This is a genomic window from Candidatus Nitronauta litoralis (assembly GCA_015698285.1).
GTDB classification, from domain to species: Bacteria; Nitrospinota; Nitrospinia; order Nitrospinales; family Nitrospinaceae; genus Nitronauta; species Nitronauta litoralis.
Genome location: CP048685.1, coordinates 2397756 through 2423386 on the forward strand (window position 1 = coordinate 2397756; position 25631 = coordinate 2423386).

The 25631-nt window shown below is 47.1% G+C and carries 24 protein-coding genes; 12 read left to right on the forward strand and 12 right to left on the reverse strand.

Annotated features, from left to right (window positions below; translation table 11 throughout):
* The first annotated feature begins 1 nt into the window (after nucleotide 1).
* The 3 genes from pstA to phoU all read left to right on the forward strand — a co-directional run bounded on the left by pstA (nucleotide 2) and on the right by phoU (nucleotide 3247).
* A complete protein-coding gene (gene pstA, locus G3M70_10920) occupies nucleotides 2–1630 on the forward strand; it encodes a phosphate ABC transporter permease PstA (GenBank protein QPJ62351.1) in 1629 nt (542 codons plus the stop codon).
* Between the two features lie 91 nt (nucleotides 1631–1721).
* On the forward strand, nucleotides 1722–2516 hold the full coding sequence (locus tag G3M70_10925) for a phosphate ABC transporter ATP-binding protein (GenBank protein QPJ63790.1): 795 nt from the start codon (nucleotides 1722–1724) through the stop codon (nucleotides 2514–2516).
* 17 nt (nucleotides 2517–2533) lie between these two features.
* Nucleotides 2534–3247 carry a phosphate signaling complex protein PhoU gene (phoU, locus tag G3M70_10930; GenBank protein ID QPJ62352.1) on the forward strand — a complete coding sequence of 238 codons (714 nt, stop codon included), beginning with the start codon at nucleotides 2534–2536 and terminating at the stop codon, nucleotides 3245–3247.
* A 36-nt stretch (nucleotides 3248–3283) separates the two neighbouring features.
* Here phoU and G3M70_10935 read toward each other — a convergent pair whose 3' ends face one another.
* Complete coding sequence (locus G3M70_10935) at nucleotides 3284–3913, reverse strand: DUF1566 domain-containing protein (GenBank protein ID QPJ62353.1); 630 nt, start codon at nucleotides 3911–3913, stop codon at nucleotides 3284–3286.
* A gap of 153 nt (nucleotides 3914–4066) precedes the next feature.
* Here G3M70_10935 and G3M70_10940 point away from each other — a divergent pair, with 153 nt between their 5' ends.
* On the forward strand, nucleotides 4067–4393 hold the full coding sequence (locus G3M70_10940; GenBank protein QPJ62354.1) for a Rieske 2Fe-2S domain-containing protein: 327 nt from the start codon (nucleotides 4067–4069) through the stop codon (nucleotides 4391–4393).
* An 84-nt stretch (nucleotides 4394–4477) separates the two neighbouring features.
* On the opposite strand, the gene G3M70_10945 is transcribed toward G3M70_10940, so the two are convergent.
* From G3M70_10945 to G3M70_10960, 4 genes are all read right to left on the reverse strand, one after another.
* Nucleotides 4478–5302: a hypothetical protein gene (locus G3M70_10945; GenBank protein QPJ62355.1), complete on the reverse strand. Its 825-nt coding sequence runs from the start codon at nucleotides 5300–5302 to the stop codon at nucleotides 4478–4480.
* 361 nt (nucleotides 5303–5663) lie between these two features.
* A complete protein-coding gene (locus tag G3M70_10950) occupies nucleotides 5664–6083 on the reverse strand; it encodes a hypothetical protein (GenBank protein QPJ62356.1) in 420 nt (139 codons plus the stop codon).
* 282 nt (nucleotides 6084–6365) lie between these two features.
* Entirely contained in the window at nucleotides 6366–8942 is a 2577-nt protein-coding gene (locus G3M70_10955; protein ID QPJ62357.1) for an FtsX-like permease family protein, read from the reverse strand.
* On the reverse strand, nucleotides 8939–9622 hold the full coding sequence (locus tag G3M70_10960) for an ABC transporter ATP-binding protein (protein ID QPJ62358.1): 684 nt from the start codon (nucleotides 9620–9622) through the stop codon (nucleotides 8939–8941). The genes G3M70_10955 and G3M70_10960 overlap by 4 nt, the downstream gene beginning before the upstream one ends.
* Before the next feature lie 94 nt (nucleotides 9623–9716).
* On the opposite strand from G3M70_10960, the gene G3M70_10965 reads away from it, so the two are divergent.
* Nucleotides 9717–10343 (forward strand): arylesterase, encoded by a 627-nt coding sequence (locus G3M70_10965; GenBank protein ID QPJ62359.1) that lies wholly within the window; start codon nucleotides 9717–9719, stop codon nucleotides 10341–10343.
* Here G3M70_10965 and G3M70_10970 read toward each other — a convergent pair.
* Complete coding sequence (locus G3M70_10970) at nucleotides 10340–11434, reverse strand: hypothetical protein (GenBank protein ID QPJ62360.1); 1095 nt, start codon at nucleotides 11432–11434, stop codon at nucleotides 10340–10342. The genes G3M70_10965 and G3M70_10970 overlap by 4 nt on opposite strands.
* 67 nt (nucleotides 11435–11501) lie before the next feature.
* Between G3M70_10970 and G3M70_10975 the strand changes: the two genes are divergently transcribed.
* Together G3M70_10975 and G3M70_10980 are read left to right on the forward strand one after the other, a co-directional pair.
* A complete protein-coding gene (locus G3M70_10975; GenBank protein ID QPJ62361.1) occupies nucleotides 11502–13220 on the forward strand; it encodes a radical SAM protein in 1719 nt (572 codons plus the stop codon).
* 83 nt (nucleotides 13221–13303) lie between these two features.
* The gene (locus G3M70_10980; protein ID QPJ62362.1) at nucleotides 13304–14083 is read left to right on the forward strand and encodes a CDP-alcohol phosphatidyltransferase family protein; all 780 of its coding nucleotides are present in this window, start codon (nucleotides 13304–13306) and stop codon (nucleotides 14081–14083) included.
* Here G3M70_10980 and G3M70_10985 read toward each other — a convergent pair.
* The 3 genes from G3M70_10985 to G3M70_10995 all read right to left on the reverse strand — a co-directional run bounded on the left by G3M70_10985 (nucleotide 14080) and on the right by G3M70_10995 (nucleotide 18066).
* Nucleotides 14080–15321, reverse strand: a complete 1242-nt coding sequence (locus G3M70_10985; GenBank protein QPJ62363.1) for a GAF domain-containing sensor histidine kinase — start codon at nucleotides 15319–15321, stop codon at nucleotides 14080–14082. The genes G3M70_10980 and G3M70_10985 overlap by 4 nt on opposite strands.
* Nucleotides 15322–15746: 425 nt before the next feature.
* Nucleotides 15747–17327 (reverse strand): DUF1957 domain-containing protein, encoded by a 1581-nt coding sequence (locus G3M70_10990; GenBank protein QPJ62364.1) that lies wholly within the window; start codon nucleotides 17325–17327, stop codon nucleotides 15747–15749.
* Nucleotides 17328–17331: 4 nt separating this feature from the next.
* Nucleotides 17332–18066 carry a DUF4912 domain-containing protein gene (locus G3M70_10995; protein QPJ62365.1) on the reverse strand — a complete coding sequence of 245 codons (735 nt, stop codon included), beginning with the start codon at nucleotides 18064–18066 and terminating at the stop codon, nucleotides 17332–17334.
* 587 nt (nucleotides 18067–18653) lie between these two features.
* On the opposite strand from G3M70_10995, the gene G3M70_11000 reads away from it, so the two are divergent.
* From G3M70_11000 to rfaD, 5 genes are all read left to right on the forward strand, one after another.
* A complete protein-coding gene (locus G3M70_11000; protein QPJ62366.1) occupies nucleotides 18654–19547 on the forward strand; it encodes an MBL fold metallo-hydrolase in 894 nt (297 codons plus the stop codon).
* Between the two features lie 144 nt (nucleotides 19548–19691).
* Nucleotides 19692–20183: a hypothetical protein gene (locus G3M70_11005; GenBank protein ID QPJ62367.1), complete on the forward strand. Its 492-nt coding sequence runs from the start codon at nucleotides 19692–19694 to the stop codon at nucleotides 20181–20183.
* A gap of 109 nt (nucleotides 20184–20292) precedes the next feature.
* A complete protein-coding gene (locus G3M70_11010; GenBank protein ID QPJ62368.1) occupies nucleotides 20293–20619 on the forward strand; it encodes a hypothetical protein in 327 nt (108 codons plus the stop codon).
* A 145-nt stretch (nucleotides 20620–20764) separates the two neighbouring features.
* Nucleotides 20765–21961: a DUF898 domain-containing protein gene (locus G3M70_11015; protein QPJ62369.1), complete on the forward strand. Its 1197-nt coding sequence runs from the start codon at nucleotides 20765–20767 to the stop codon at nucleotides 21959–21961.
* Between the two features lie 78 nt (nucleotides 21962–22039).
* Nucleotides 22040–23017, forward strand: coding sequence for an ADP-glyceromanno-heptose 6-epimerase (gene rfaD, locus G3M70_11020; protein ID QPJ62370.1), 978 nt, complete (start codon nucleotides 22040–22042; stop codon nucleotides 23015–23017).
* A gap of 97 nt (nucleotides 23018–23114) precedes the next feature.
* On the opposite strand, the gene G3M70_11025 is transcribed toward rfaD, so the two are convergent.
* Genes G3M70_11025 through G3M70_11035 form a run of 3 tightly spaced genes read right to left on the reverse strand, consistent with a single transcriptional unit; the run spans nucleotide 23115 to nucleotide 25628 of the window.
* A complete protein-coding gene (locus G3M70_11025) occupies nucleotides 23115–23444 on the reverse strand; it encodes a TfoX/Sxy family protein (GenBank protein QPJ62371.1) in 330 nt (109 codons plus the stop codon).
* Nucleotides 23445–23461: 17 nt separating this feature from the next.
* The gene (rfaE1, locus tag G3M70_11030; protein QPJ62372.1) at nucleotides 23462–24925 is read right to left on the reverse strand and encodes a D-glycero-beta-D-manno-heptose-7-phosphate kinase; all 1464 of its coding nucleotides are present in this window, start codon (nucleotides 24923–24925) and stop codon (nucleotides 23462–23464) included.
* A gap of 1 nt (nucleotide 24926) precedes the next feature.
* On the reverse strand, nucleotides 24927–25628 hold the full coding sequence (locus G3M70_11035; GenBank protein ID QPJ62373.1) for a JAB domain-containing protein: 702 nt from the start codon (nucleotides 25626–25628) through the stop codon (nucleotides 24927–24929).
* Between the last annotated feature and the right edge of the window lie 3 nt (nucleotides 25629–25631).

Here is a 25631-nt window from a genome sequence, read left to right on the forward strand (position 1 = left end):
AATGAATAAAATCCAAAAAATCTGGGCTCGCGGGGATTCCTTTATCTGGTTAACAGGTGCAACCCTGGCCGCTTGCATGATCCTGATCTCAGGGTTATTGCTGGCGATTCTGATCAATGGGGTGGTCTATTTCTGGCCTTCTGAGGTTCACCGGTTCGAATTAAAAAATGGTTCGAATTTGATCGGGGAGATTACAGACCGGGAGGATATCACCCGGATTGAGGATGGGAAGACAACCATACTGGGTAAGCGGATCCAGGTTAAACGCGGTAATCGTGACCTGTATGGCGATGATTTTATCTGGGTTGACGAAGCAGATATTGTTTCGAGAGGGACCCCTCATTCCATTTCTGTTTTTGAACGTCGCGAGTGGGGGCATTTTTATGGAGTGATTCAGGAGTTTCGGGAGTCAGGGAAAACGGTTGCAACGGGCCAGGACAGGGCTTATGAGGCTTTCCTTGATAAAGTTCCGAAGGTAGAGGACATACTGGATGAAATCAAGGAGATCGAAAAATATCGCATTGGAAAAATCAACCATGATATTTCTGATCACCGATTGAACATTAAACAACTTGAACTCGATGGGGTTAAGTCTGGACCGGATGTTCTTGCTGAAGAGAATGAAATAAAAAAACTGCAGGAAAAGTATGAAGCTCATGTAAAGACACTTGCAGAGCTGAGAAAACAACTGACCTCAAGCCTGATTGTTCTTACCGGTGATGGCCAGGAAAAAGAGATTCCTTTAAAACAAATCGTGCGAGCTTATCAGCCCAATAATTTCGGTTTCTTTGATCGTGTTGGTTTTTTCGTCAGTGGCATGTGGGAGTTTGTCTCAGGAGACCCGCGGGAATCCAATACGGAAGGTGGTGTTTTCCCCGCGATTTTTGGAACGGTGATGATGGTCATGATCATGAGCATCGTGGCGACTCCCCTGGGTGTGCTGGCTGCGTTTTATCTTCGGGAATATGCCAAGCAGGGTAAGGTTGTGAGTATGGTTCGGATTGCCGTCAACAATCTTGCCGGGGTGCCGTCCATCGTTTTTGGAGTTTTCGGTGTTGGTTTCTTCATCTATTTTGTAGGGGGAACTATCGACAGGTTGTTTTTTGAGGAAGCACTTCCTACTCCAACCTTCGGTACCGGAGGAATTCTCTGGGCTTCGCTGACCCTGGCGCTGTTGACAGTGCCGGTAGTGATTGTGGCTACGGAAGAAGGACTGGCGGCAGTTCCGCGGGGAATTCGCGAGGCGGCTCTCGCATTGGGTTCGACCCAGTTTGAAACAATTTTCCGGGTTGTTCTTCCGGCGGTGATGCCATCAATTTTAACCGGACTGATTCTCGCTATGGCCCGTGCTGCCGGAGAAGTTGCTCCCCTGATGATTACCGGGGTTGTCAAATTGGCACCGGCACTAGCGGTTGACTCTTTTTCTCCATTTCTCCATCTTGACCGGAAGTTCATGCATTTAGGTTTTCACATTTATGATGTCGGGTTTCAATCACCAAACGTCGATGCGGCCCGTCCCATGGTATACACAACTACATTTTTACTCTTGCTCATTGTATTACTCTTGAATAGCCTGGCGATTTCACTCCGTAATCGACTCAGGAAAAAATTGACCATCTCGGGCTTGTAAAGGCGAAATTATGGAACCGGCAAAAGCTATGAAAGGCGAAATTCGATCCTTCCTTTCCAAAAAAGGGAAAAATGACGGTAAACTACCGGACATGAGCCAAACAGATCATTTGGGCGAGAAATCGGAATCGAGTCGTGTCATGGTCAATATCGACCACGTAGATTTTTATTACGGCGAGAAACAGGCGTTGATGGATGTCTGCATGCAGATTCCTGAAGGTATGATTACCGCTTATATCGGGCCTTCGGGTTGCGGGAAATCAACCCTGCTGCGCTGTCTGAACCGAATGAACGATCTGGTTGATGGCGCCCGGCTTGAAGGCAAAGTGGAAATTGCTGGAGAGGACATCTACAATTCAAAACTGGAAGTCAGCGACCTGAGAAAACGGGTGGGAATGGTATTTCAGAAATCGAATCCTTTCCCAAAAAGTATTTATGAGAATATCGCTTACGGACCTCGTATTCATGGTGTCAAAAGAAAAGACGAGTTGGATGCGATAGTCGAAAAAAGTTTGAAGTCTGCGGCGTTGTGGGATGAAGTGAAGGATCGCCTGCCGGAAAGTGCATTGGGTATGTCTGGCGGCCAGCAGCAACGGCTTTGTATTGCTCGTGCAATAGCGGTTGAGCCGGAAGTGTTGCTGATGGATGAGCCCTGTTCAGCACTCGATCCTATTGCGACTGCAAAAATTGAAGATTTGATGGTAGGCTTGAAAGAACATTATACGATTGTCCTGGTGACCCATAACATGCAGCAGGCCGCAAGGGTTTCAGACCACACGGGCTTTCTGTTGATGGGCCGCCTGGTTGAGTTCGATCACACGCAATCCCTGTTCACCAATCCTGGACAGCAGGAAACGGAAGACTATATCACCGGCCGGTTTGGCTGAACCTGGAGCATAAAACCATGCCTCGTCATACCATACATATTGAAAATGCAATTCTGCAGCTCAAGAAGATGACGCATTCTCTCGGTGCCCATGTCGAGGAAAATGTGGGCCGCGCCGTTCGCTCGATCATCAATCGGGATGCAAAACTCGCAACCGAGGTTATGCATTCTGATTCCCGAATTGATGAAATGGAAGTAGAGCTGGAAGAGGAATGCCTGAAGGTGCTGGCGCTTTATCAACCGGTGGCAAACGATCTGAGACTGGTGGTCGCCTACCTTAAAATTAATAATGACCTCGAGCGGATTGGTGACCTCGCCGTCAATATTGCAGAGCGCTCTGTTTTTCTGGCAGATCAGGTTAAACTCGCCATTCCCGATGAGTTTCCATTGATGGCGGAAAAAACACAATGGATGCTGCAACACGCGCTCGATTCCCTGGTGGACCTCGATTCTGTGATGGCTCGCCGGGTGTGTGCCGTTGACGATGAAGTCGATGATCTCAATCGAAAAATGTTTTATACGTTTGAAAGCCAGTTGGGGACAGGGCCGGAAAAATTGCGTCCCTTACTCGAGTTACTCTCCGCTTCACGCTATCTGGAACGCGTGGCAGATCATGCGACTAATATTTGTGAAGATGTGATTTATCTGATTGGTGGGGAGATTGTTCGCCACCGAAAGGAAGCACTCATTATCCCAATGGATCAGGTAAAGAAAAGCGGCAGCAAAAGCTAAAGAAAATTTTTGGATCAATTGATCTTTTCGAACGACTTACTTTTTTTGAGATTTCCCCCGCACTGGCCGCACGCCCCCATTGTTGCACAGTTTAAACTGGCGGATAAAAGTAATCCCGGTAACAAAATAGAAAGTTTTTGCACAACAGTCGGTGAGCTTTGTGAACTCCGCGTCTGAAGTCCAGTACCAATAGGCTGCCCCTTTTGCAAACTGAGGATCGGTCCGCATCGTGTATTCAGTACTGCCGTCGTGCCCCATGACAACTTCGCGTGTGTCATCATAAATTCCGACCAGCTCCATCAGTGAAGGCATTCGCCAATCGGAGTGTCCCGCAAATTTATTTTGATTGAGAGTCGATACGTAATCATTAGATTGATGCCAGTTCAGGCATTTCCCAAGGTCGGCATAACTGTCCTTTTGAGTCCACACCAAACCATTCCCGTCGGTCAGAGTGCCATCACCGTTGTCAATCAGGTGTATCTTGGGTTCAGGAGGAGGTGGGGGGATATATTTCGGCGCGACATAAGGCTTGTCCCGGGGCAAATAGCCACTATTGACTGCCCAGGCGGAAGTAACCGTGAAAACCTGGACAACCAAAGAAAGAGCCACTGCAAATTTTATTGAACGGAGAGAATTTTCAGTGCCCAATCGATGAAAATAATTCATAATCATTGAGTTCCTGACGGGTGTATTGCAATCACCGGGTAACAAAGTTTAAATGCCTTCTTTTAAATACCACGAATTAGTGTATTCGACAAATAGTGTTCCTGGGTTTTTTCCGGCAAAAAGGGAAAGATTGTAAAGGATAAGCTATAAACCATGCCTCAATACAGAATCGGAAAACCCGAAGCACCTGGCCCCGGTGAGTGCAAGACCCTTGAAATCGATGGGCATGACATCGCGCTTTACAATGTTAATGGGGTGTTTTACGCAACAGATGATTTTTGTAAGCACCGGGGTGGACATTTAGGGGAGGGACATTTGTCTGGTACAACCGTCACCTGCCCCTTGCACTTCTGGCGTTACGATATCACCAATGGAAGTTGTGCCTCTCACCCCAATGGTGACATTCGGGCATACCCTATTGAGATGAAAGGTGAGGAACTGATTCTGACAGCCGACCCACCCTTTGAGCGGTTGTTTTAGGAACTGAATCAGTGAACGTTGATTTTTAATATAGTGAACAAGGAACCGGGACCGCCACGCAGGGTGACGGCCCCGGCAAACCCTTTACTCGTCAGCGCCTCCATTGCTTTGTGGAAAAGGCCAATACCTTCTGATGGGAAGATAAGCATCGATGTCTTCGTCTGAAGGTGAAACCTCAATTCCAAACCCTTCTCCGCATTCCGGAGCCAGAGGATTATTTTCCTGGTCGCGCACAACAATCAAATGTGGCCAGAAATTTGGAGGACTTTGGGATACTACCGCCGGGTCATTGAACAGCTCAGTTAAATGCCCAATCCAGATGTCGGCACGATTCTCAGCAGTGCGGGATCGGGTGCAATAGTTGGCAATCGCGATATTCACTTTTAAACTGGTTGCGCAGGACCCTTCCTTGAATTTTGGGAAGTTCGAGTTCCACGGCACAAGACCAACGTGATGGGCATCCAACTTTCCGTTGGTGTAATGGATGGCGCGTACATTTTCGCCGAAGGGACCATTTGCCTCAACTTCCGCAATATGGCGAAAAATATTTTTATCCTGAACGGCACCAATATCACTGACCGGGCTTCCTTCAATGTGGTCGACCAGATCAACAGATTCATTGTTGTCGGTTGCAACTGCCGTGGTGTTGCCATTTGGGAAAACAAGACTCATCGCTCTGATATCAGTTCCGTTACAACCATGAGGAATGCGGACATGGTTGATAACGCTACTGGTTCCTTCCAATTCTTCGCGAACCGCATATTTGCTCGGTGTATTTTTCTTTAAAATTGTTGTATGTGGGTTGGCAAAAGCTAAATTTACTGCGCCAGATCCGAGGACCATCGCTCCTGTAACGAGAAGCGATACCCAGCCGAATTTAAAATCATTTTTGGCAGAATAATTTTTCATGATTGATTCCTTATTGGTTGAACACAAATGGTTTCATTTTTAGAAACCGATGTCGCCTGAAATACCAACACCCCCAAAACGGTTTCCAGTAATTGGAATGGTCACCTCATCCCCGGTTGGTTGCCGGATTAATCTACTGATGATTGAGGTGCCCATGAAAATAAATTTGGCCCTGTCCGGTTGGCAAACCGAAAACAACACACACAGCTATTTTTATAACCGTGAAAATTGGGACAGGTGGCCATTAGTCTGGAAAAAACCGGTATCCCAAACTCCATGTGTGGCGGTGGAAGTTACATAGGAATTACCGGGAGAAATTAAATTTCCCCGACAAAAAACCTCAATTTAGATCCAGTTTTTTCTAGATTTGGAAGGAGATTGTATCTGGAGGGCGTTCCGCCGGAGGGGAGAAAAGGGAATCCCAGCGGAAAGTGGGGAGTGAAATCAACTGGCTTTTGAAAGCCGCTATATGTGGCTGTATTTTTGAATATTGAGCCCAGCGGGAATTGTTCTTTTCCGGGAGAGGGTCATGTGAGTCGCCTCCGCATTCTATCGAAATTTTAATTCCAGAAACGTTAACCTTGTGTATCAAGTGCGGACAAAGCCCTCCGGCATGCTGATGTTTTAAGGGACAGTTGTGCTTCAGATGATCCGCTTCAACTTGAAACGGGTTGTGAACATGCCGGTGGTGCTGGGCGGCCAGGCTGTTACCTGCAAACTGGATCAACAAAAGGGCGTTGATAAAAATAGTAAAAAATATTGTTCTCTGAAAACGATTCATTCGCGGAGAAAATCCATTTTAACCAAAAGAATGAAAAAGACGATTAGATATCAGAAGAACGAAAGTTATCACAAATTAATTGAGCCGGCAAATTTTTCAAGAAATGCTAATGAATAATGAAAGTTGCGAACACTATGCTAATAAAAAAAGAGTATTAGCTGGATATAATGTTGGCAGGCTCTAGCTTTGTAGTGCCAGTGGGGATATTGGGATTGGATATTTCCTACGCCTTACCTGGCTGGGAGAAGAAAAGCTTTCATAATGAAAAACGGGACTTAGTTCTCAGCTATCCAGTTTGCGGAAAGTGAGGCTGGGTTTGTTGCGGAGCACATCAAGGCTGGACAGCACTCCGGTGATGGTGGTTAGAATAATAGAAATAATAAGTGCCAGGCTGATGGGGCCTGGTCGAAAATGCCAGGGAGATTTCACAGCGTATTCCATCACGGCCCATGACAATCCAACCGAAAGGATGACGCCTACTACGGCAGCGACTATTCCCAGGGTCGCGTATTCATAAGCGAGAATTCTTGCCACTATATTTTGTTTGGCGCCAAGGGTTTTTAGGATGGCGGCTTCTTTTAAACGTCGAAACTTTGTGGAAGCTATGGCGCCAGACAAAATGATCAGGCCTGACAGGATTGCAAAAGTCGACATGAAGTCAACCAGGGTGAGCAGTTTGCCAACAACTGTTTCGACGGTTTCAATAATGTCACGGGTGCCTAGAGCGGTTATATTGGGCAAGGCTTTTACCACCGCTGTTTGCACTTCAAGTTCTTTCGCCTTATCAACCGTGACTGACGCAACGAATGTCAGTGGCGCGCCTTCCAGTGCCCCGGGTGAAAATATCATGTAAAAATTGGTGCGCATGTTGCGCCAGTTGACTTTCCTGATGCTGGTAACCGGAGCCTCGATAGGTATCCCCTGAATTTCCATAATCAGCGTGGAACCGATTTCGGCACCCAACCGACGGGCGGCGTCTTCTTCCAGGGAAACCTGGGGTATCGAGGCTTCCTCGGGTTTCCACCATTTACCATCGACTACCTCATTGCCCGGTGGTGGAACCCCTTTGGAATAGGTCAACACGAATTCACGGTTAATGAACCATTCTTCACGTGCACGGTCCGTGTATTCCCATTCTGCAATTTTCTTGTCATCAATCTGTGATATGCGAGCCCGCACCAGCGGGGTGATATCCACCTTCGCCTCGGGTGCAGTCGAAGCCATTACGGTTTTAAATGTCTCCTCCTGATCTTTCTGGATATCGATAAAAAAGTAGTTAGGCGGTGCCCCCTTGGTGTTTTCTTTTAGCATGGAAACAAGATCCATCTGCACAAGGCGGATAGTCAATACCAGCATGATTCCCATGCCCAGAGCGGTGATGATGGACCGCGCCTGATTGTTGGGGCGGAATAAATTAGCCAGGCCATATCGCCTTGTCATCAAAGGCGAAGGCGGCAGGCGTTTGATGAGTTTTAATACAAGGGTGGAAATTGTGAACAGAAGCAATGCAGCGACACAGAGTGCAACAAGAAACACCAGGCCTCGTTTCACAGATTCCGCCTGCCAGAAAATACTGCCTGCCAGCCCTGCGGCAAAAATAATGCTGACCACCCACCGTTGCCGACGTGACCCTTTCCCAAGCTCTTCTTCTTCCGCGATATGCCGAAACAGACGCAAAGGTTTGGTGCGCACGGCCCGAACGAGAGGCCATAATGCAAACAACAGCGTTGTTCCCATACCAAGTAGAAGTGCCTGCGCTGCCGGACGCCAATCGAATTCAGGTGTCAGGGTTATTCGCAGTAAACCTTCTATTTTAGGAGGTAGCAGATATTGAAGACCATAACCTGCGGCGATCCCCAGCAGGCTTCCTGCAAGTCCAAGAAACAAGGCCTGGAACAGGTAAATCCTGAAAATCGTTTTGGGCCGTGCTCCAATGCAGGTCAGAATGGCGATAGTGTCCAGCTTTTGTGACATAAAAGTGCGAACGATCATGGCAACCCCAATTCCCCCCATTAAAAGTGCTATGACACCGAGGGTGCCGAGATAATTGCTGATGCGCTTTATGGATTGAGTGAGCGACGATTGCATGTCCTCAAAGGTCCGCAACGTTGCTGCCTTGTCCGTCAGTCCGCCTTGCAGGGTGAAGAGGGCGCGGTCAAGATTCTCTCCCTGGGGCAATCCGATCAGTGTACGGTGTTTCACCCGGCTGCCGGGAGCAATCAGTTGGGCTTCCTTCAATGTTTCAAGCGATACCATGACACGCGGCCCGATACTGAAGGCACGTGATATTCGATCCGGTTCTGCTTCCAGTATTCCAGATACCCGGGCACGAATTTTACCCAAGCCAAAGGTATCCCCTATCTTCAACCCGGTTTTTATGAGGAAATTAGTCTCTACCAGGGCGCCGTTGTCTTTAAAATGTTCGGGCAGACCGAGCGTTGGTTGAGTTTTGATTTCACCATACAGGGGGTAGAGCGGGGGAACGGATGGAACGGCTTTCAGCTCAACCAGTAGAGATGATCCTTTTCCTTCCCTGACCTGGCCTGAAAGCTGCACCATTGCGTGCAGTTCTTTTACAAAAACAAAACGGGTTTCAGGGGGTAGCGCTTGTTGCTGGTAGGCGAGGTCCTCTTTTTTCTGAGCCCAGGAACTTTTAATTTCGATGTCGGCGGCCAACAAGCCTTTCGATTCCCGTTTGATCGATGTCTCCAGCAGAGCCGAAAAACTTTTGATCATCATCACCGCACCGACGCCGATGGCGAGGCACAGAACGAAAAACAGGAACCGTTTGCCTGCACCCCGACTTTCCGAATTTACCAGCCTAATTTGTTGGCCAAGTGAAAGTTGGCTTGTGGTCATGGACTGGGCCGTGAAGGCTGGTCGGCGATGATTTTTCCATCGGCCATCGTGAGGATCCGTTGCGAGCGCTGGGCTACCGGGGGTTCATGGGTTACCAGAAGGATGGTTGCCTGCTTGACCCGGTGCAGTTCACCGATTAAATCCAGGATACGGTCGGAGTTGGTTGAATCAAGATTCCCGGTGGGTTCGTCAGCAAGAACATATTCAGGTTCGTTGACGAATGCCCGTGCCAGGGACAGGCGTTGTTGCTCGCCGCCTGAAAGCTGGGACGGGTAATGATGCAACCGCTCCCCCAGTCCCACAATCCCGAGGAGGTCGTTGGATTTTTTGTGCGCCCCTTCTGTGTGGTTGAGTTCTGCCGATAAAATGACATTTTCAAGTGCGGTGAGTGTCGGGATCAAATGGAAATTCTGGAAAACAAAACCAAAGCGTTTTCCCCGCAGTTCCGCGAGTGCATCTTCATCAAGTTTCGTGATATCCTGACCGTCAATAACAATTCGTCCACTGGTGGGTGCGTCGAGTCCGGCAATAAGACTGAGCAGTGTGGTTTTGCCGCTTCCCGAGGCTCCGGTTATGGCAACAAATTCACCCCGCGGGACGGTGAGGTTGATTCCATTGAGGATATCGACCCGGTGCCCGCCACCATGCAGGGATTTATTGAGTTGTTCGATTTCAATCATTTTCTTCTTTCCGGCTTAACTTACTGTGCAAAGCTTCCTGGGATTTCCCCATGCAGATCGTAAAAAGGTATCCCTTTATTGTTACAAAGTCTGGATGCCGACTCCAGCGGTTTTTTTATTTGCCTGGTTGTTTTTTTTCGTTGCCCCGGCAATGGGGGCACCGGTGATTCTTGCTTTTGGTGACAGCCTCACTGCCGGGTTTGGTGTGAACCAGCAGGAGAGCTATCCGGCGCGGTTACAGTCCTTGCTAAAGGAGGAAGGATACTCGTACAAGGTGGTCAATGCCGGTGTCAGTGGAGACACAACTGCAGGTGGGCTTCGCCGCATTGACTGGCTTCTGAAGCACAAACCTTCCATTGTTATTCTGGAACTTGGTGCGAACGATGGACTACGTGGTTTGCCACTTGAGGAGATGGAGAGCAATCTGGAAACCATTATCCTGACGTGTCAAAAACAGGGGGCCAGGGTTTTGCTGGCGGGTATGAAAATTCCACCAAACTATGGTGAAGATTACACGAAAGGGTTTGAAACAGTATTTTCAAAGCTTGCGGAAAAACACGGAACCGGGTTTATACCCTTTTTTCTGGAAAACGTGGCTGCGGTGCAAGAGTTGACCCGGCCAGACGGAATCCACCCCGTGGGCGAGGGATATGCGGTTGTGGTCCAGACTGTTTGGGAATATTTGAAGCCGATGTTAGAGCGACAGGAAGCTTCCCGTTAGGTATTTTTTCTCAATTCATCAAGATAAGACATAAATGTGTCATAAACCTTTCCAGTTTGCAAAAGAGCCCGCGCTTCATTTAAGGCATGTAATGGTTCTTTTACCTGATCCAGCAACCAGAGTAATGTGGCTGCCTGGCAGGCGATTAATTCGAGAGCTGGATGCGATTCACCTTTCAGTGCCCGTTCACCGGCCTCTGCGATGGTCCCCCGTTCTGCTGAAGTTTCTTTCATTGCAGAATGTGCCTCGAGTATACGTTCGCCAGCAATTTTTCCAAACAATTTGACACAGTCAAATACTTTTTCTTCCTGTGGTCTGTTTTTTATATACAGGAAGACTTTTGCCTTTTTGTGCACACCGTATAGAGTGCTTCCTTCTATTCCGTTTCCTATGATGACACGGTCAAAGTTACTGGCTTCGGCGACGGAGAGCATGGAGACCTCGTAACCAGGGTGAAAATAATTTGTTGCCAGATAATTTTTTGATGCAGCAAGAGGCATCAGCATTTTTTCGAGAGTTGCCAGCATAGGGCGCTTGACGATTTCGCGACGGAGCTCGCGTAAGGCTTCAAGCTCTGGATGGGATTCTCCTGTGCCAAGATAACCAAAACGGTACTTAACCAGAGCCTGGATCCGGTTGGCATAATCGGCATTCTTAATGCCGTAATGGTTTTGTAGAATGTCTTCAAATGTAAAACCAAATTTGGGAGGGTGGGGAAGGGCGGAATGGCCGTAAGCTGGGAACCCCATCTGGCCTAAAAGCGGTATCACATAGAAACCAAAGTAGGGCTGTCGCTCGAAACCGTCGAAGGCATCAGCAACCTGGCATAATGTTTCGAGTGGAACCGTGCGTTTTTCGGTTGTTTTGTCGAGTGCCTGCCAGAAGCCGAGATTTTCATCTATGGTTTCGAGTTTCATACGTGTGGTGATCAAAAACAGCGCAGCGCGTATCGGGGAAACAGCCCCTTCCAATATCAGAGTCAGCCCGTCTTCAGCTTCTTCACACGTCAGGTCTTTGCTCATTTTAGGGCCGGTCGCAACCTTGCTCAAATAGCCTTCCATTCTTTTTTCAGGATTTTGTTCCTCTACCATGGCAGCTTCTATGGTCCCTCGTTCAAATTTACAGTAAGATGGTACTTTCTAATCAAACCCTAGGCGCATGCAAACCTCTGAAAGTATAACAGCCCAGTCACCAAATACAGATACCCTTCGCCCCATGAGTGTGTTGCTGGTGTATCCCAGCACCTCGGATGTGGCCGTAGCCAATCTTGGGTTTCAAAGGGTGCACGATTTATTGAATCGAATTTCAGGCATATCCTGTGATCGATACAGTCTGCCAACCGGCTGGACCCCTGAGTCCTCGCCACTGACTGCCGCGCAGATGCGCTCTATGGATACCAACCGTCCGGTTCATGATTTCGACATGATCGCGTTTTCTATTTCGTTTGAACCGGACTATTTGAATGCGGTTACCCTGCTCCATTATTTCGATATCCCATTGGAGCGAAAATCCAGAGGAAAAGACTTTCCATTGGTGGTGGCGGGAGGATCTGCGTTGTTCATCAACCCGGAGCCCATAGCAGATATTGTTGATATTTGTTTCATCGGTGAAGCCGAAGGAATGATAGAGCAATTCTTTAAAAAATTGACTGAAACAGAGTGGGAGGATCCACGCAATCTTTATAAAACTGTTTGCAATATACCCGGAATTTATGTCCCGGAGTTTTATGAACCGGTTTATGAAGACGACCGTCAGGTTGGTTTAAAGGCAAGTGATGGAATCCCCGAAAAGGTTGTACGTCATTGGGTAGAAGAGGGGTCTCCTGAGTTATGCACCCATTCCGTAACTCATGGAGAAGAGTCTACTTTCAAAGATATGGCCTTAATGGAGGTGACGCGAGGTTGTATCTGGGCCTGCCGGTTTTGCACGGCTGGTTTTATTTATCGGCCTCCACGAGAGCCAGACATTGAAGCGACCTACAACTCGTTGGCAAAAGTTTTGACAGAACAAGATAAAGAAGCGTCGACCATAGGTCTGGTTGGCCCCTCGGTTACTGATCATCCGGATCTGGTCCGGTTGGTAAAAAGGCTGGTCGAAGAAGGTAAAACCTTGTCCTTTTCTTCTCTTCGCATGGAGACTTTAACCGGCGAGCTTGTAGATCTTATTTTGCAAAGCGGACAAAAGACTCTAACGGTTGCAGTCGATGCCCCTTCCGAGCGAATGCGAAATGCGATCAATAAAGCCGCAAGTGATGATTACATTGTTGAGAAGTGTCGGTTTTTGACGGAAAAGGGTGTACTGCACCTGAAAATCTATTCGATTATTGGCCTACCCTGGGAAGAGGACGAAGACATTGACCGTTTCATCGAACTGGTGCAGCGGGTGCAAAAGGAGTACGTTGATGCGAGTCGTCCGCATGGGCGCATCGGCCAACTGACCATTGCGGTCAGTCCACTGGTGCCCAAGCCGGGAACTCCTTTTCAATACCACCCCATGGAATCGACAGTCCTTCTAAAAAAGAAATTCCTGAAGCTGAGGCAAGCACTGGGTCGGTTGCCAAATGTTCAGCTCAGTTTTGGGTCCCCACGGGAAGGTTATTTACAAACTTATCTTACCCGTGCTGACCGTCGGGCTTTGTCCTTTTTTAAAACTTATCTTTCAAATGGCCTGGATGCACCGCGCGCATTGAAGGAGGCAACCCCTTCTGCTGATGAAACCGTCTATCGACAATATGGTCCGGATGATTTTCTCCCCTGGGATTTAATTGATCACGGTTACCGTGATAACTTTTTATGGTGGGATTACCAGCGTGCTTTCAAAGAGAAGCACACCCCGGTTTGTGATACGGCAACCTGCAAGATTTGCGGAATATGTTAATCTTTCTGAAAAAACCTTTTTGATAGTCGATATTTTGGCTTAAACCACGTTTCAATCGTGCTTAAAAAATCTAATCGGGCTACATGTACAAACTGCCAAAAGAGAGTCAATTTATTGATCTAAGCGATTACGCCCGGCCCTGGGCGACCCGATTGGTGCAGTTTCTTCTCCCCTACACATTTATTACGGCAATTACCGTAACCTGGCTGTTCACGATCGTTGGTTTTGTTTCTGCAATTTTGATTTGGCAAGGCAAGTGGTTGTTCCTTGCAGCCTTGCTGTTGCCGGTCAAAAGTCTGCTTGATGCTGCCGATGGATCACTGGCACGGGCACGAAAACAGCCTTCACAGGTTGGGAGGTTTCTCGATTCTTTTTGTGATTTTTTTGTCAACCTTGCTCTGTTTCTGGCCATCGCCCATCAAACAGAACAACCTGGTGGGTATGCCCTTCTGGCTTTGATAGCAGCCACCTTCCAGGGGTCCGTTTACAATTATTATTATGTGATCAAACGCCATGATTCCGGAGGTGACCTGACCAGTGTGGTGAATCAACGGAAAATGCCCGAACCTTTTCCAGGCGATAGCCTGTGCATTTTAAAATTTCTACATTCATCCTATCTGTTCTTGTACTGGTGGCAGGATCGGTTGGCTTATTGGTTGGATCCAGATGCCATTCATTATGGTGAAAAGCTCACTGGTGGGTTTCTTACAGCGGTCAGCGCACTTGGTCTCGGGTTTCAGCTATTGATGATTTGTTTTTTGATGTTGAGTCATTCTATGGAACAGGTGTTTTTTTATTTCACAGTTGTTGCCATGGTATATGCGTTGATGCTAGTAGGTTACCGGAGAATCGCCCTGAGTTAGACCGGTAGTTCCTTTGATTTTGGTAAAATAATTGTAAAGGTTGATCCCTCCTCAACCTTGCTTTTTAAAAATATACATCCACCCATGAGCTGGATTAAATGTCTGGTGATAGCCAACCCAATACCTGTTCCATCTGTTTTTGCGCCTGAGGTTTTCAGTCGAACAAAAGGTTCAAATATTTTTGATCGTTGGTTTTGAGGAATCCCCTGTCCGGTGTCTGAGACTTCTATGGCAACTGTATCATTTTTGGAAGAATACGCTTTTAAATTCACCTTACCGGAAAAATTATTATATTTGATCGCATTGGAAATCAGGTTGATCAGTACCTGTTTTAACTTCATCAAATCTGCCCAGACAAAAATCGAAGGATCGTTTAGTTTAAACTCAAGAGAAATATTTTTTTGTGTGGCTATGGGTTTTAACATGGAGGATATTTCCGTAAATACTGTTTCTAACCTGACGGATTCCGGGGAGACTTTAACCTTTCCTGACTCTATTTCGGAAAGATTTAGAATATTGTTAATCAATTCCAAGAGGTGTTCCCCCGCTTTCATAATATGGTTTGTTTGTTGTTCTAAAACTTGATCATCCGAGATTTTTTCTTCCATCTTCAGTAGTTGCGTAAACCCCAAAATGGCGTTTAGAGGAGTCCGTAGTTCGTGGCTCATGCTTGAGAGAAATTCAGATTTAGCCTGATTTGCTTTTTCTGCTTTTTCTCGGGCCACCTGTAATGATTGGGTTCGTATTTTTACCTCCTGCTCCAGGTTTTCATGGTAGGCCGTAAACGCATCCTGTGTTTTTTTTCGTTCAATTGCCAAAGCTGCCCACTGGCCAGCTGTTTGCAGAAGGCTCAATTCCGAGTTTTCCGGTTTGCGGGGTTCCTGACAATAAATTGCAAATGTCCCCAGTAAGTTTCCTTCCGCATTTAAAATGGGTGTTGACCAGCAAGAGCGAAACCCTGATTGCAGTGCTTCCTCCTGAAATTTCCCACCCCAAAGCGAGCTTTCCTTAATATTGTCAACAATAATGGTTTCTTTACGGAAAGCCGCAGTTCCACAGGACCCATTTCGAGGAGAGATTTTCAATCCATCGACCATGGTCATAAAATCTTTCGGTATGTTTGGCGCAGCTCCGTGGGTGAGCCGGTTGCAGGTCGGATCCACTAATAAAATTGAACAATAGATACCCTGTATTTGTTGCTCAATTAAACCTGCCAAAGTTTCCAGAATAGATTTCACTGGTAACTTCTGATTCAACATTTCAAGAACCAGGTTTTGACCACGTAAACGAATTTGTTCCTGCTTATCAGTTGATATCCTGGTTTGGGAATCTGAATTTCCGAAATTATTTCTACTCAATAGGCATCTGGAACCAAACCAGCCAATACATATACCCATTCCCAGAAGGGAAAGAGCTTTTACGTTCGCATTTTTCAGAGAAACAGCAACCAGAAAAAACAATAGTGAACCGCAAACCAAGCACCACATATCCTGGTTCAGGAATTTTTTATTTGCAGCAAACTGCATGGAAGTGTTGAGAGAAAATAAGGTTAGTAATATTATTTGCTGTTTGGCAGAAATAGGGTGTCTTCAGGTTAATTTGGTTGAAAAAAAACGCAACCGAAAATATTACGATTTAAAAGGGAAGACAGAAAATTCAGATTTTATAAATAAACTCGGTAGTCAATATCAGGGAACAGGTTATCCAAGGTCTCAATTTTTTGAAGCTCATCTTCTTCGAAGTCATTATTGACAATTCCATGGTAGAGGTTGAGGAAACGGTCGAGGTGGGTTTTGGTTCGCTTTTCGGCATACTCTACCATGGTGTCTGCCTTGATAATAAACGCCCAGTCGCTGGATTGCGCCAGCAACAATTCGCGGGCAGCCTGGTTCAAGGCTCGCAAGGTGACTCCTTCAGCAACGGGAAAGCTTTTGGCCAACTTGTGCATCATTTCCGCAGCGGCGAGAAGATGAGGGTAAATCCAGTGTGTTTTATCATTCAGCCAGTACTCATTGTGCCCCTTGTATCCCCAACTGGAAGCGGAGGGGATGGTTTGCTGGCAGTTGGGAAACCGCTCTAGATATTCCGGTGGTGTGGTTAGTTCAAAAACATTCTGGTCGTAGGCTGATTTTCGAATTACAAAGTCAAGCCATTTTGGGCCTTCGTCCCACCAATGGCCGAACAGTTCCGCATCATACATGGAGAGAACCAACGGTTCCCTGCCCATAGAGCCGTGAAGGTGTTCGATCTGTTTTTCACGGTTAAACATAAAATTTCCAGCATGTTCTGCCGCTTTCTCCATAGCCCATTCGGGTTTGTAAGGCTCCTTATGATCGCCTTCCCCTGTGATGCGGAAATACTTAAAGCCAGTCATTTTCCGATCACCTGTGGATGCGATGTGTGGTTTCACGTAGTCGTAATCAAGGTCGAACCCAACATCGCGATAAAAATCGCGATAATCGACATCGCCGGGATATCCTTCGTTTGCGCTCCAAACCTGTTTGGACGTTTCGGGGTCGCGCGCGAAGACGGCAACATTGTTAGGGCAAACTACCGGTGCATAGTGGCCGAATTTGGGTCGCGGAGTGGCGTTGAGCACTCCGTGTGAGTCGAGAAAGAAAAAACTGATACCAGCATCTTTAAGAAAGTTTTCGATGCCCGGGGTGTATCCACATTCAGGGAGCCATATGCCCCGCGGTCGTCTTCCCAGCAAACGTTCGTGGGTGCGTGCTGCAACTTCAATTTGTGCCCGAATGGCATTGGGTTGTGTTTCCATCAGAGGAAGAAATCCGTGCGTTGCACCGCAGGTGACAATCTCAAGGTGCCCGGCTTCCATCACTTTGCGAAAGGCACTAATCAGGTTGCGCTGATAACGATCACAAAAAGTTGTATGAGCTTCTCGAAAGCGTTTCTGGTAATACAGGGCAAGGGGGTGAAATTGATCATCCCCTTGAGTTCGGTTCACTTCTTTTTCAGCCAGCTCAAGTGAACTTTCCAGATGCCGGATGTAACGCTCCTGTAATAGAGGGTCCTCCATCATGGAAAGGAGGGTTGGAGTGAGAGACATGGTGAGGCGGAACGGCACCTGATCACGCATTAACCCTTCAAACATATGGATTAAAGGAATGTAGGTTTCGGTGATGGCCTGGTAAAACCAGTCTTCTTCCAGAAACTCTTCGTGTTCCGGGTGGCGGACAAAAGGGAGGTGCGCATGAAGAACGAAAGCAAGAAATCCTTGTGGCATAGTACTATTTTTTTTCGAAAGGATTGGGGCGACTGACAGGTCGGCTTGCCTGCCATTGTTCGATCAGTTCCGGGTTCATGGTTTTGATCGACATCTGCTGAAGTGCCATCGGCAGACCGGCATAATGGGTTTCATGGTCGGCCTGGGTGATTGGCCATTGCTCATCCACAAAAGGAGATGGCCGATCTGGCGGTAGTGTGGCGATGTTGGAACAAGTTAAACCTACGAAACGACCGCTTTCATCGCACAATCCGATTTCACCCTGGAATGAAGTTCCGGGAGGCGACAGATGCAAATACCATCCAGGAGCAGAAGGATCAATTGCTGTATCCCAGGTTGCGTCAGGTGAGGCGTTGTCTTTATTTGGAGAGTGCATTCTAAGAACCCAATGGACCTGATCCCAGGATTTTCCCAATTTTGCTAATAGTTCATGTGCGTTATCAGGGGGGATCTCCCAGAATGCGAAAACCCAGTAAGGGTCACGGATTAGAAAAACCAGCCTGGGGGAACCATAGGCTGCCGGTAATATAATCGGACGCTCCTGGAATGTTTGATCCTGGGTTGTTTGACCGGAAACAATGAATTTGGCTTCTTCGGCCCAGTCTCCCTCATCCTCTAGTTGCACCAAGGGGGTGCCGGTATCTTCATTTTCTGTTTTCAGGGCCGATGCAGAATCAGATTCCAAATTCTTTGAATCAGTAGCGATTGGGTCAGATTTGAGAACAGGCGGGGGTTCCAATTTTTCTGTCTCAAAAGTTCTACTTTCCGAAGGAATGTCGTTTTTAGGACTACTTTTCGAATTGGCTTCGGGTTCTTTTTTGCTCATAGTTTTGGAAAACAGGTTGACCGGGTTCGCAGACAAAAAGCCAGGTTTTACCAGAAAATCAGTTATTGCAGTGCTCGATATGGGAGCTATGTAAGAGTATAAAACAAGAAGGAGGGTAAAGGTCGATTTTTAGATTTATTTTTTAAAACAGATTGAATCAATCAGAGAAAATCTTTTTATTTTTAAAGTTTTGGGTACAGAAATTTTCGTTTTTGATGGATGTTTGGAAATAGTAGTTTTGGTGGAATATGTTTCTATGTCTCAGAACGAAAAAATTCGTCTGGGAAACCGGATCTCTTGAGTGCGAAAACTAAATTCGCAAGACACGATGTAGTACATCCCATGACAGCGCATAAAAGTCCATCCTCTAGACCTGCTGCCTGATCTATGGTAGCGTATCGTATTTAATTGCAGATATTACGGCAAATCATTGTTATATTGGGATGAATTTTAAAAAGACCTAACAGAACAAGAGTTCGCGGAGAAGGTTTTTAACCTCCATGTATAAAATAAATCCAATTTGCGAAGACGGGAATCCTCTTTCACTTTCCACTGAAGGACAACTCCGGATTGTATTCATTGGAGTGGGGTCCGCCTTCTGCAAACGAAAACGACAATCGAATATCCTGATTATTCAAGGTGATCACCATGTACTGGTTGATTGCGGTACTCAGGGACCACTTGCGCTGAATGACATAGGATTGAGTGTGTTGGATGTCCGTTGTTATTTGCCAACCCACAGTCATGCGGACCACGTTGGCGGTTTCGAAGAGATCATGTTGATGAACCGTTATTCGCCGGACAGTAATGGACGGGAGCTGCCACAATTGATCATCCTTCGTGACTATCAGGATTTGTTGTGGAGCAAAAGCTTATCGGGTGGCGCAGAATTTTGTGAAGCCAATCAGGGCCGGACTTTACAGATCACGGATTTTTTCGATGTTTTACGACCCAAAACCCAGCAGATTCATGGGCGAAAAGTATGGGTTTATCAGCATGGTCCTATGGAAATTATGATCATGCGTACACGGCATTTCCCCGATACGGCCGTGAGTGTTGATGAATCCCAATGGTGTTCCGGAGTGTTCATTAACCGGCGTGTCTGGATTTCCGGAGATACCATGTTTGACCAGGAATACCCTCAGCGATTTGCTGAGGATGCCGAAGTCATGTTTCACGACTGCCAGTTGTTTAATGGAGGGGTCCATGCCTCCTATGAGGAGTTGATGACTCTTCCCGCGGATATTCGAAAAAAGATGTTTCTTTATCATTTTGGGGACAACTGGGATCAAATCAATACCTGGGTAAAACCAGACAATTCCTTTTCTGGTGACCCGCAGAAAGATGGTTTTCTCGGTTGGGCTCAGCAGCAAATAGCATATGATTTTCAATAATATCCTGTTTTAAAAGGTAGCAGATAAGTTCCCTGGCACCAACGTATAAGGCCATCCTGTAAATATAGTTCCCAAAGTTCTGGATTTCCCTTAGCCTGTGTTTGTCGATTAATCTCGAAAACCTATATTTTTTTGAGGCGATAAATGCAACAGTCCACCCGAATCATTCTCCTGCTGGTTCTCCCACTAACTATTTACGGCACGTTTTTCTTTTTAAAAGATTGTTGCGAACCAGAGGGTGACCCGGAATTACGTAAAGGAATCCAGTTAGTTCGTTACATGTCAGCCCCATGGCAGCTCAGAAGATCATCGTTTCTTGTGTTTTACCCGGACGGCAAACCTAGTGATTTCGTAAACTGGATGTTTTCTCCCTTTGGTACTGCAGAATGGCCGCCTACAGAGGGCATGGTGGAAATGGATGAAATGGTGGGGATGCAGGCACGGTCCATTGGAGCGCCAATACTTCCCAACTCTGTGAGAATGTCCTCTTTCCAACTTGTTTCGGAACCTGGCAAGCAGGTGGTGGTAAAAGCAGACGACACCAGGGGTATGATTCTGGTGGAAGGATTCCTCGACCCAGAGGGCCCCCCGGAAATAACCGACGGTTGGCCTCTAAAACTACCCGATAAAAAATGAGCTCTTTCCTCAAGACCATTGGCGTCCCCAAATTTTTACCTTGATTTTTTTGTTCAATTCGACAAAATAGGCTTTGAAACCAATACGTTAGGTGCTTGAGGAGGCATGAATGAGTTATCGCATTGGGCTGAACCGTTTTACGGGTGAGGATCTCGAAAGCGCTGCTGACCAGTTGGCAAAGATATTTCGGATGGATAAGGAAGAAGCTTCCCGTATCGTTGTGGGGCTTTCGGATGGGAACGCCTGGCAATTTCCCCAGGGAGTTTCTGGTAAACAATCCCAAATGGCCCAAAACTTTTTAACGGGACTTGGCTTTGAGGTTGACCTGCATCTTATTGAACAAGAATTAGATTCGGACGATGAAGAGCCGGAAGAGGAATCGGACAAAAAAGGACTCCTTGGCAAAATCTGGTTTGAACTCAATAAAAAGCGCTGAACAATATTATCAGGCCCACCCCCCTGAGCTCCGGGCTGATTGATTTCTCCCACCCTGACAGGAGAAGGTTCCCATCAGCGTTTATCTTCTTCTAAATCACTGGAATGGAAAAAATGTCGACGCTGCCTGCGATCGGCTGGCGAGAGTGTTTCGTCTGACACCTGATGAAGCCCGGCAAGTTCTTCGCCAGGTGGAAAACGGCCAGCAGTGGAAGTTTGGACATCCTGTTTCAAAAAAGCAGGCGGACACGGCTGTTTCCTATCTAAATTCGCTGGGTTTTCAGGTCAGGCGTGTCTCTGACGGTTCCCCTGTTAAACTGGCGGCACCTCAAAAACATTTTCCTGCCAGTGACGAAGAGTTGGAGGTAGAGGAAGAGGTCGAGGCAGAAGAAAGAAGGGTGTCCCGATTAACTGATACGTTGGAGTTTTTCTTTAAGGGAGACGCCCTTGACTTGATGGTACTTTATCTGAAGTTGTGGGTGTTCTCGTTGCTCACTCTAGGCCTCTATTCTTTCTGGGGGCGTACAGAATTGCGCCGCTATCTGTTAAGTCACTTGAGTTTGGGAGGGGAACCCTTCCATTACCGCGGAACACCGAAAGGTTTGGCAGCGACGAATGTAAAAGCCTTGCTTGTAATTATCCTGGCGTTCTTTTTTCTGGTCTGGTTACACCGAACCGATCCATTGTCATCTCCAGTGTTTGAAAAGCTGTTTTTTGGAGCGGGACTGTTTGGTCTGTTTTATCTTTTCTGGCGTGGAATAGGTTACCGTTTGTCGCAAACAGAGTGGCAAAATTTAAAATTTGATTTTAAAGGCACTTTTGGCCACTGGTTTGGTCTGCAAATTAAAGGTTGGCTGTTGTTTGTATTGAGCCTGGGGTTGACGGGGCCGGTGTTCTGGAGCCAGGCTTGGAAGTATAAAATGGAGCAAACCACATTTGGTGGAAGGGCCTTCCGCTATACTGGTAACTGGCGAAATCTTGCGCGTCCATGGTATATCGGATGGGGGGTGACAGCAGTCACTCTCGGATGGGGAGCTCCTGTTTGGTTCTGGTCGGTTTGTGAAATAAAAAAAGTTCTTTGGAACCGTACCCATTTCGACCCCGGCAGGTTCGAATTCAGCGCAGACGGAAAATCAAGCGTAAGGCTTCAAATTGAAAATTGGATGATCCTGATTTTGTCACTTGGGCTTGGGTACCCCTCTGTGAAAAAACGCAACCTGGATTTTACAACCCGGCATCTGGCACTTGTGGATATCAAAAAATGGAATCACCTGCTGGAAGAGATCAGGAAAGACGTAACCAGAAAAAGCCGGCAAACGTTCCAGAATTTTAAAACTCCTTAATAAAAACCCATTGGCCAAAAGTATTAGTAGTATGTAAGGATAAGTTTCAACTTTTAAATTTGAGGTTAAGAAGAGTTTATGATCGTTGTTACCGGAGGAGCGGGGTTCATTGGAAGTGCAATTGCGGCCGCTTTAAATAGTCGCGGTTATTCGGATTTATGGATCGTCGACGTAGATGATCACCTTGAAAAAAAGCGTAATCTTTCGGCACTCACCTACGAACGCTATCTCAGTCGTGAAACATTTCTGGATGAAGTTTTAAAAGGAAGTTTGCCGAGCACAGAGGCAATCTTTCATTTGGGAGCCTGTTCTTCTACAACCGAGATGGACGTCGATTTTTTAAACCGTAACAACGTCAATTACACCCGGGCTTTGGCGGAGTATTGCCTGAGTAACAACGTACGATTTATTTACGCTTCCAGCGCCGCGACCTATGGGAATGGGGATCAGGGATATCTGGATGATGAAGGGCGATTACAAGAATTCAAACCGCTCAATCCCTATGGTCAGAGTAAACATGATTTTGATCTTCTCGCCAGGCAGCAGGGATGGCTGGATAGAATAGTTGGGTTGAAATATTTTAACGTGTACGGACCGAACGAATATCATAAGGAAGACATGCGCAGTATGGTTTTAAAGGGATTTCAGCAGATCCGGGAAACCGGGCGGTTGAGATTGTTTAAATCGGACAGGCCGGAATACACCGATGGAGGGCAGGTACGGGATTTCCTTTACGTGAAAGACGCCGTGGCCATGACTCTGTTTTTTCTCGATCAAAAAGAGAAAGGTGGGGTTTTCAACATTGGGTCCGGACGAGCGCGTTCCTGGAACGATCTTGCCAAGGCCTTGTTTGATGCCATGGAACTTGAAAGTGATATCGAATATTTTGACATGCCAGACCATATCAAAAACCAGTATCAGTACCATACAGAAGCGGCAATGGAAAAACTCCACACAGCTGGCTTCCAGGAACCTTGCATGACCTTAGAGCAAGGCGTTGAAGATTACGTCCGCAATTTTCTCATGAAAAATTATCGGCGGCTGGGGGAAGAATAAGGAGTGGTTGAGAAAAAATATTCCGGTTTAGATATTAAGCATTTCCATGATCACCATGAGCTTGTCGAGGGAGTAGCCGGATGGGAATTGTCTGGTTTTATTTTGCCGGCAATGTCGAAACAAATTGGATCGCTTGTTCCATATAATCTTGAAGCTGGTCCTCCTCGGCAATCGCTTCCGGTGCAACCATAACCCAGCCCTTCATGACCTTGCCCGTCAGGTCCATCGGCTTTGTGTAGTCGTCCTTCAAAACCTCATCCGCACCTTCCAGCCCCAGCCTCAGTATCAAAAAATCTTTCCAAATGCCAAAGGTCATGTTGCCGTTCAGCATGTAACCAATACCGCCAAACATTTTCTTGTGCACGAGACCCTGCCGGGGATCGATCAAACCTTCCATCCGCTCGGCAAGTCCTTTGTCATAGGGCATGTGGGGGGCGAGTCAGCTTATTTATGGTTTTCCAAAATCTTTTCAACAGTTCCGGTGGTCGAATGGCCTTTGACGATTGGAATTAATTCCACGCGGGCACCGTAACCTTCAACGATCTCTCGACCAACAACTTCATCTATTTTATAATCGTTGCCCTTCACCAGAATATCTGGACGGATCTCCCGAATCAGGTTTTCGGGAGTGTCTTCTTCAAATAAGGCGATGTAATCAACATACTTGAGTGCCGCTAATATATTGGCTCGTTCTTGTTCGGATTTAATAGGCCGTTCGGGGCCCTTTAGTGATTTTACCGAACTGTCGCTGTTCAGGCCGACCACCAGGAGGTCGCCGAGGGCTTTGGCTTTTTGTAAAAACTCGATATGCCCGCCGTGGATAATATCGAAACAACCATTGGTGAATACAACCGATCGTCCGCAACTTTTAGCAAGACTCACCACCTTTTTGACTTCGTCCAACGGCATCAGGGAAGGCGCGTTACTGAATTGCTGGTCTTCGATAAACCTTCGAATTTCTTCCCGGGTGACCACCGCGGTGCCGACTTTTCCCACCACGATGCCTGCGGCGTTGTTGGCCAGCCAGGCCGCTTCTTCCATATCGTATCCCCCAGCCAACGCCATTCCAAAAACACTGATAACGGTATCGCCTGCACCAGTGACATCGAAAACTTCGCGAGCCATGGTTTGCACTTCGAAAGGTTTCTGTCCTTTCCGGTACAGCACCATGCCTTCTTTGCCACGGGTGATTAAAATAGCTTCCGCCTTGGTCAGGTTGATCAGATATTCGGCAGAGCGGTTGAGGTCTTCCCGGGAATTCAGTTTTATAGGAGCAACCCGTTCGACTTCGCGTTCATTGGGGGTGATTGCTGTCGCGCCACTGTACTTGGTGAAATCGGTTCCCTTGGGGTCTACGATAACCGGCTTCTTTGAGTTTTTTGCGCGATGCATGATGGCATTGATAATTTTTTCCGTCAGGATCCCTTTTTCATAATCGGAACAAATCACGGCATCGACTTTCGGCAGTGTCTTGTTGATGTGTTGAATGAATTTTGTTTCCGTTTTTTCGGTAATAGGCCGGTTGTCTTCCTTGTCTATACGCAACATCTGCTGGTTGTTTGCGATAAGCCGGATTTTTGAAGTGGTGGGTCTGTGGACAAACGGTCTGATTCCATCTGCGTTGATGCCTCGACTGCGAATGAGGTTGTATAGCCGTTCTCCTTTTTCATCCTGACCAATGCCTCCTACCAAAAGGACTTCACAACCGAGTGCAATGAGATTGTTGGCCACATTGGCAGCGCCTCCCAAAGCCAGGTTTTCGGACTTGGACTCAAGGATGGGTACCGGTGCTTCAGGGGAAATACGCGAGACGGCTCCCCAGATGTATTCGTCCAGGATGAGATCGCCGACTACCAGAATGACTGGTTTTTTCGTGTCATTAAAAAAAGATTGGGTTCGTTCCAGCATATTAAAGGAGCCCTTCATCGGCAAAACTGTAAAAGTCGTCGTGGCCGATGATGATGTGGTCGAGAAGTTTAATCCCGATGATCTCACCGGTTTTATTAACGCGATGCGTGATTTCAATATCCGCTGCACTCGGGACCGGGTCGCCGCTGGGGTGATTGTGCAGCAATACAATGGACGATGCAGATTCCTTGATCGCCGGGACCATCACCTCCCGGGGATGAACAATACTTTGATTGACACTGCCTTCAGAAATGGTGAGGTCTTTAATGACATGCAGTTTTGGATTCAGCAGCACAACCTTCACGACTTCTTTTTTGAGATTACGCATGAAAGGCCCGAATTGTTCAAAAAAGTCCCGGCTCGATTTCATTTTTTTTCGGCTGGCACTGCCTTTCTGGGACATCATGCGCTTGCCCATTTCCAGTGCTGCTTTTACCTGGGCCGCCTTGGCGTTGCCAAACCCTTTTACGGAGCTGATTTCCGGTACAGTTGCCGTGTCAATATTATAAAAGTTTCCGAATTTTTGCAGCAGGTCACGTCCCAGATCCACAGCGTTCTTTTTAGAACTCTGGTCGCCTGTGCTGATCACTACGCCGATCAATTGCGCGTCCGAAAGGCCGTTGCAGCCATATTTGATGAGACGCTCGCGCGGCCGTTCATCTTCCGGCCAGTTTTTGATCGATTTTGCTTTGGGATCGGCCATAGT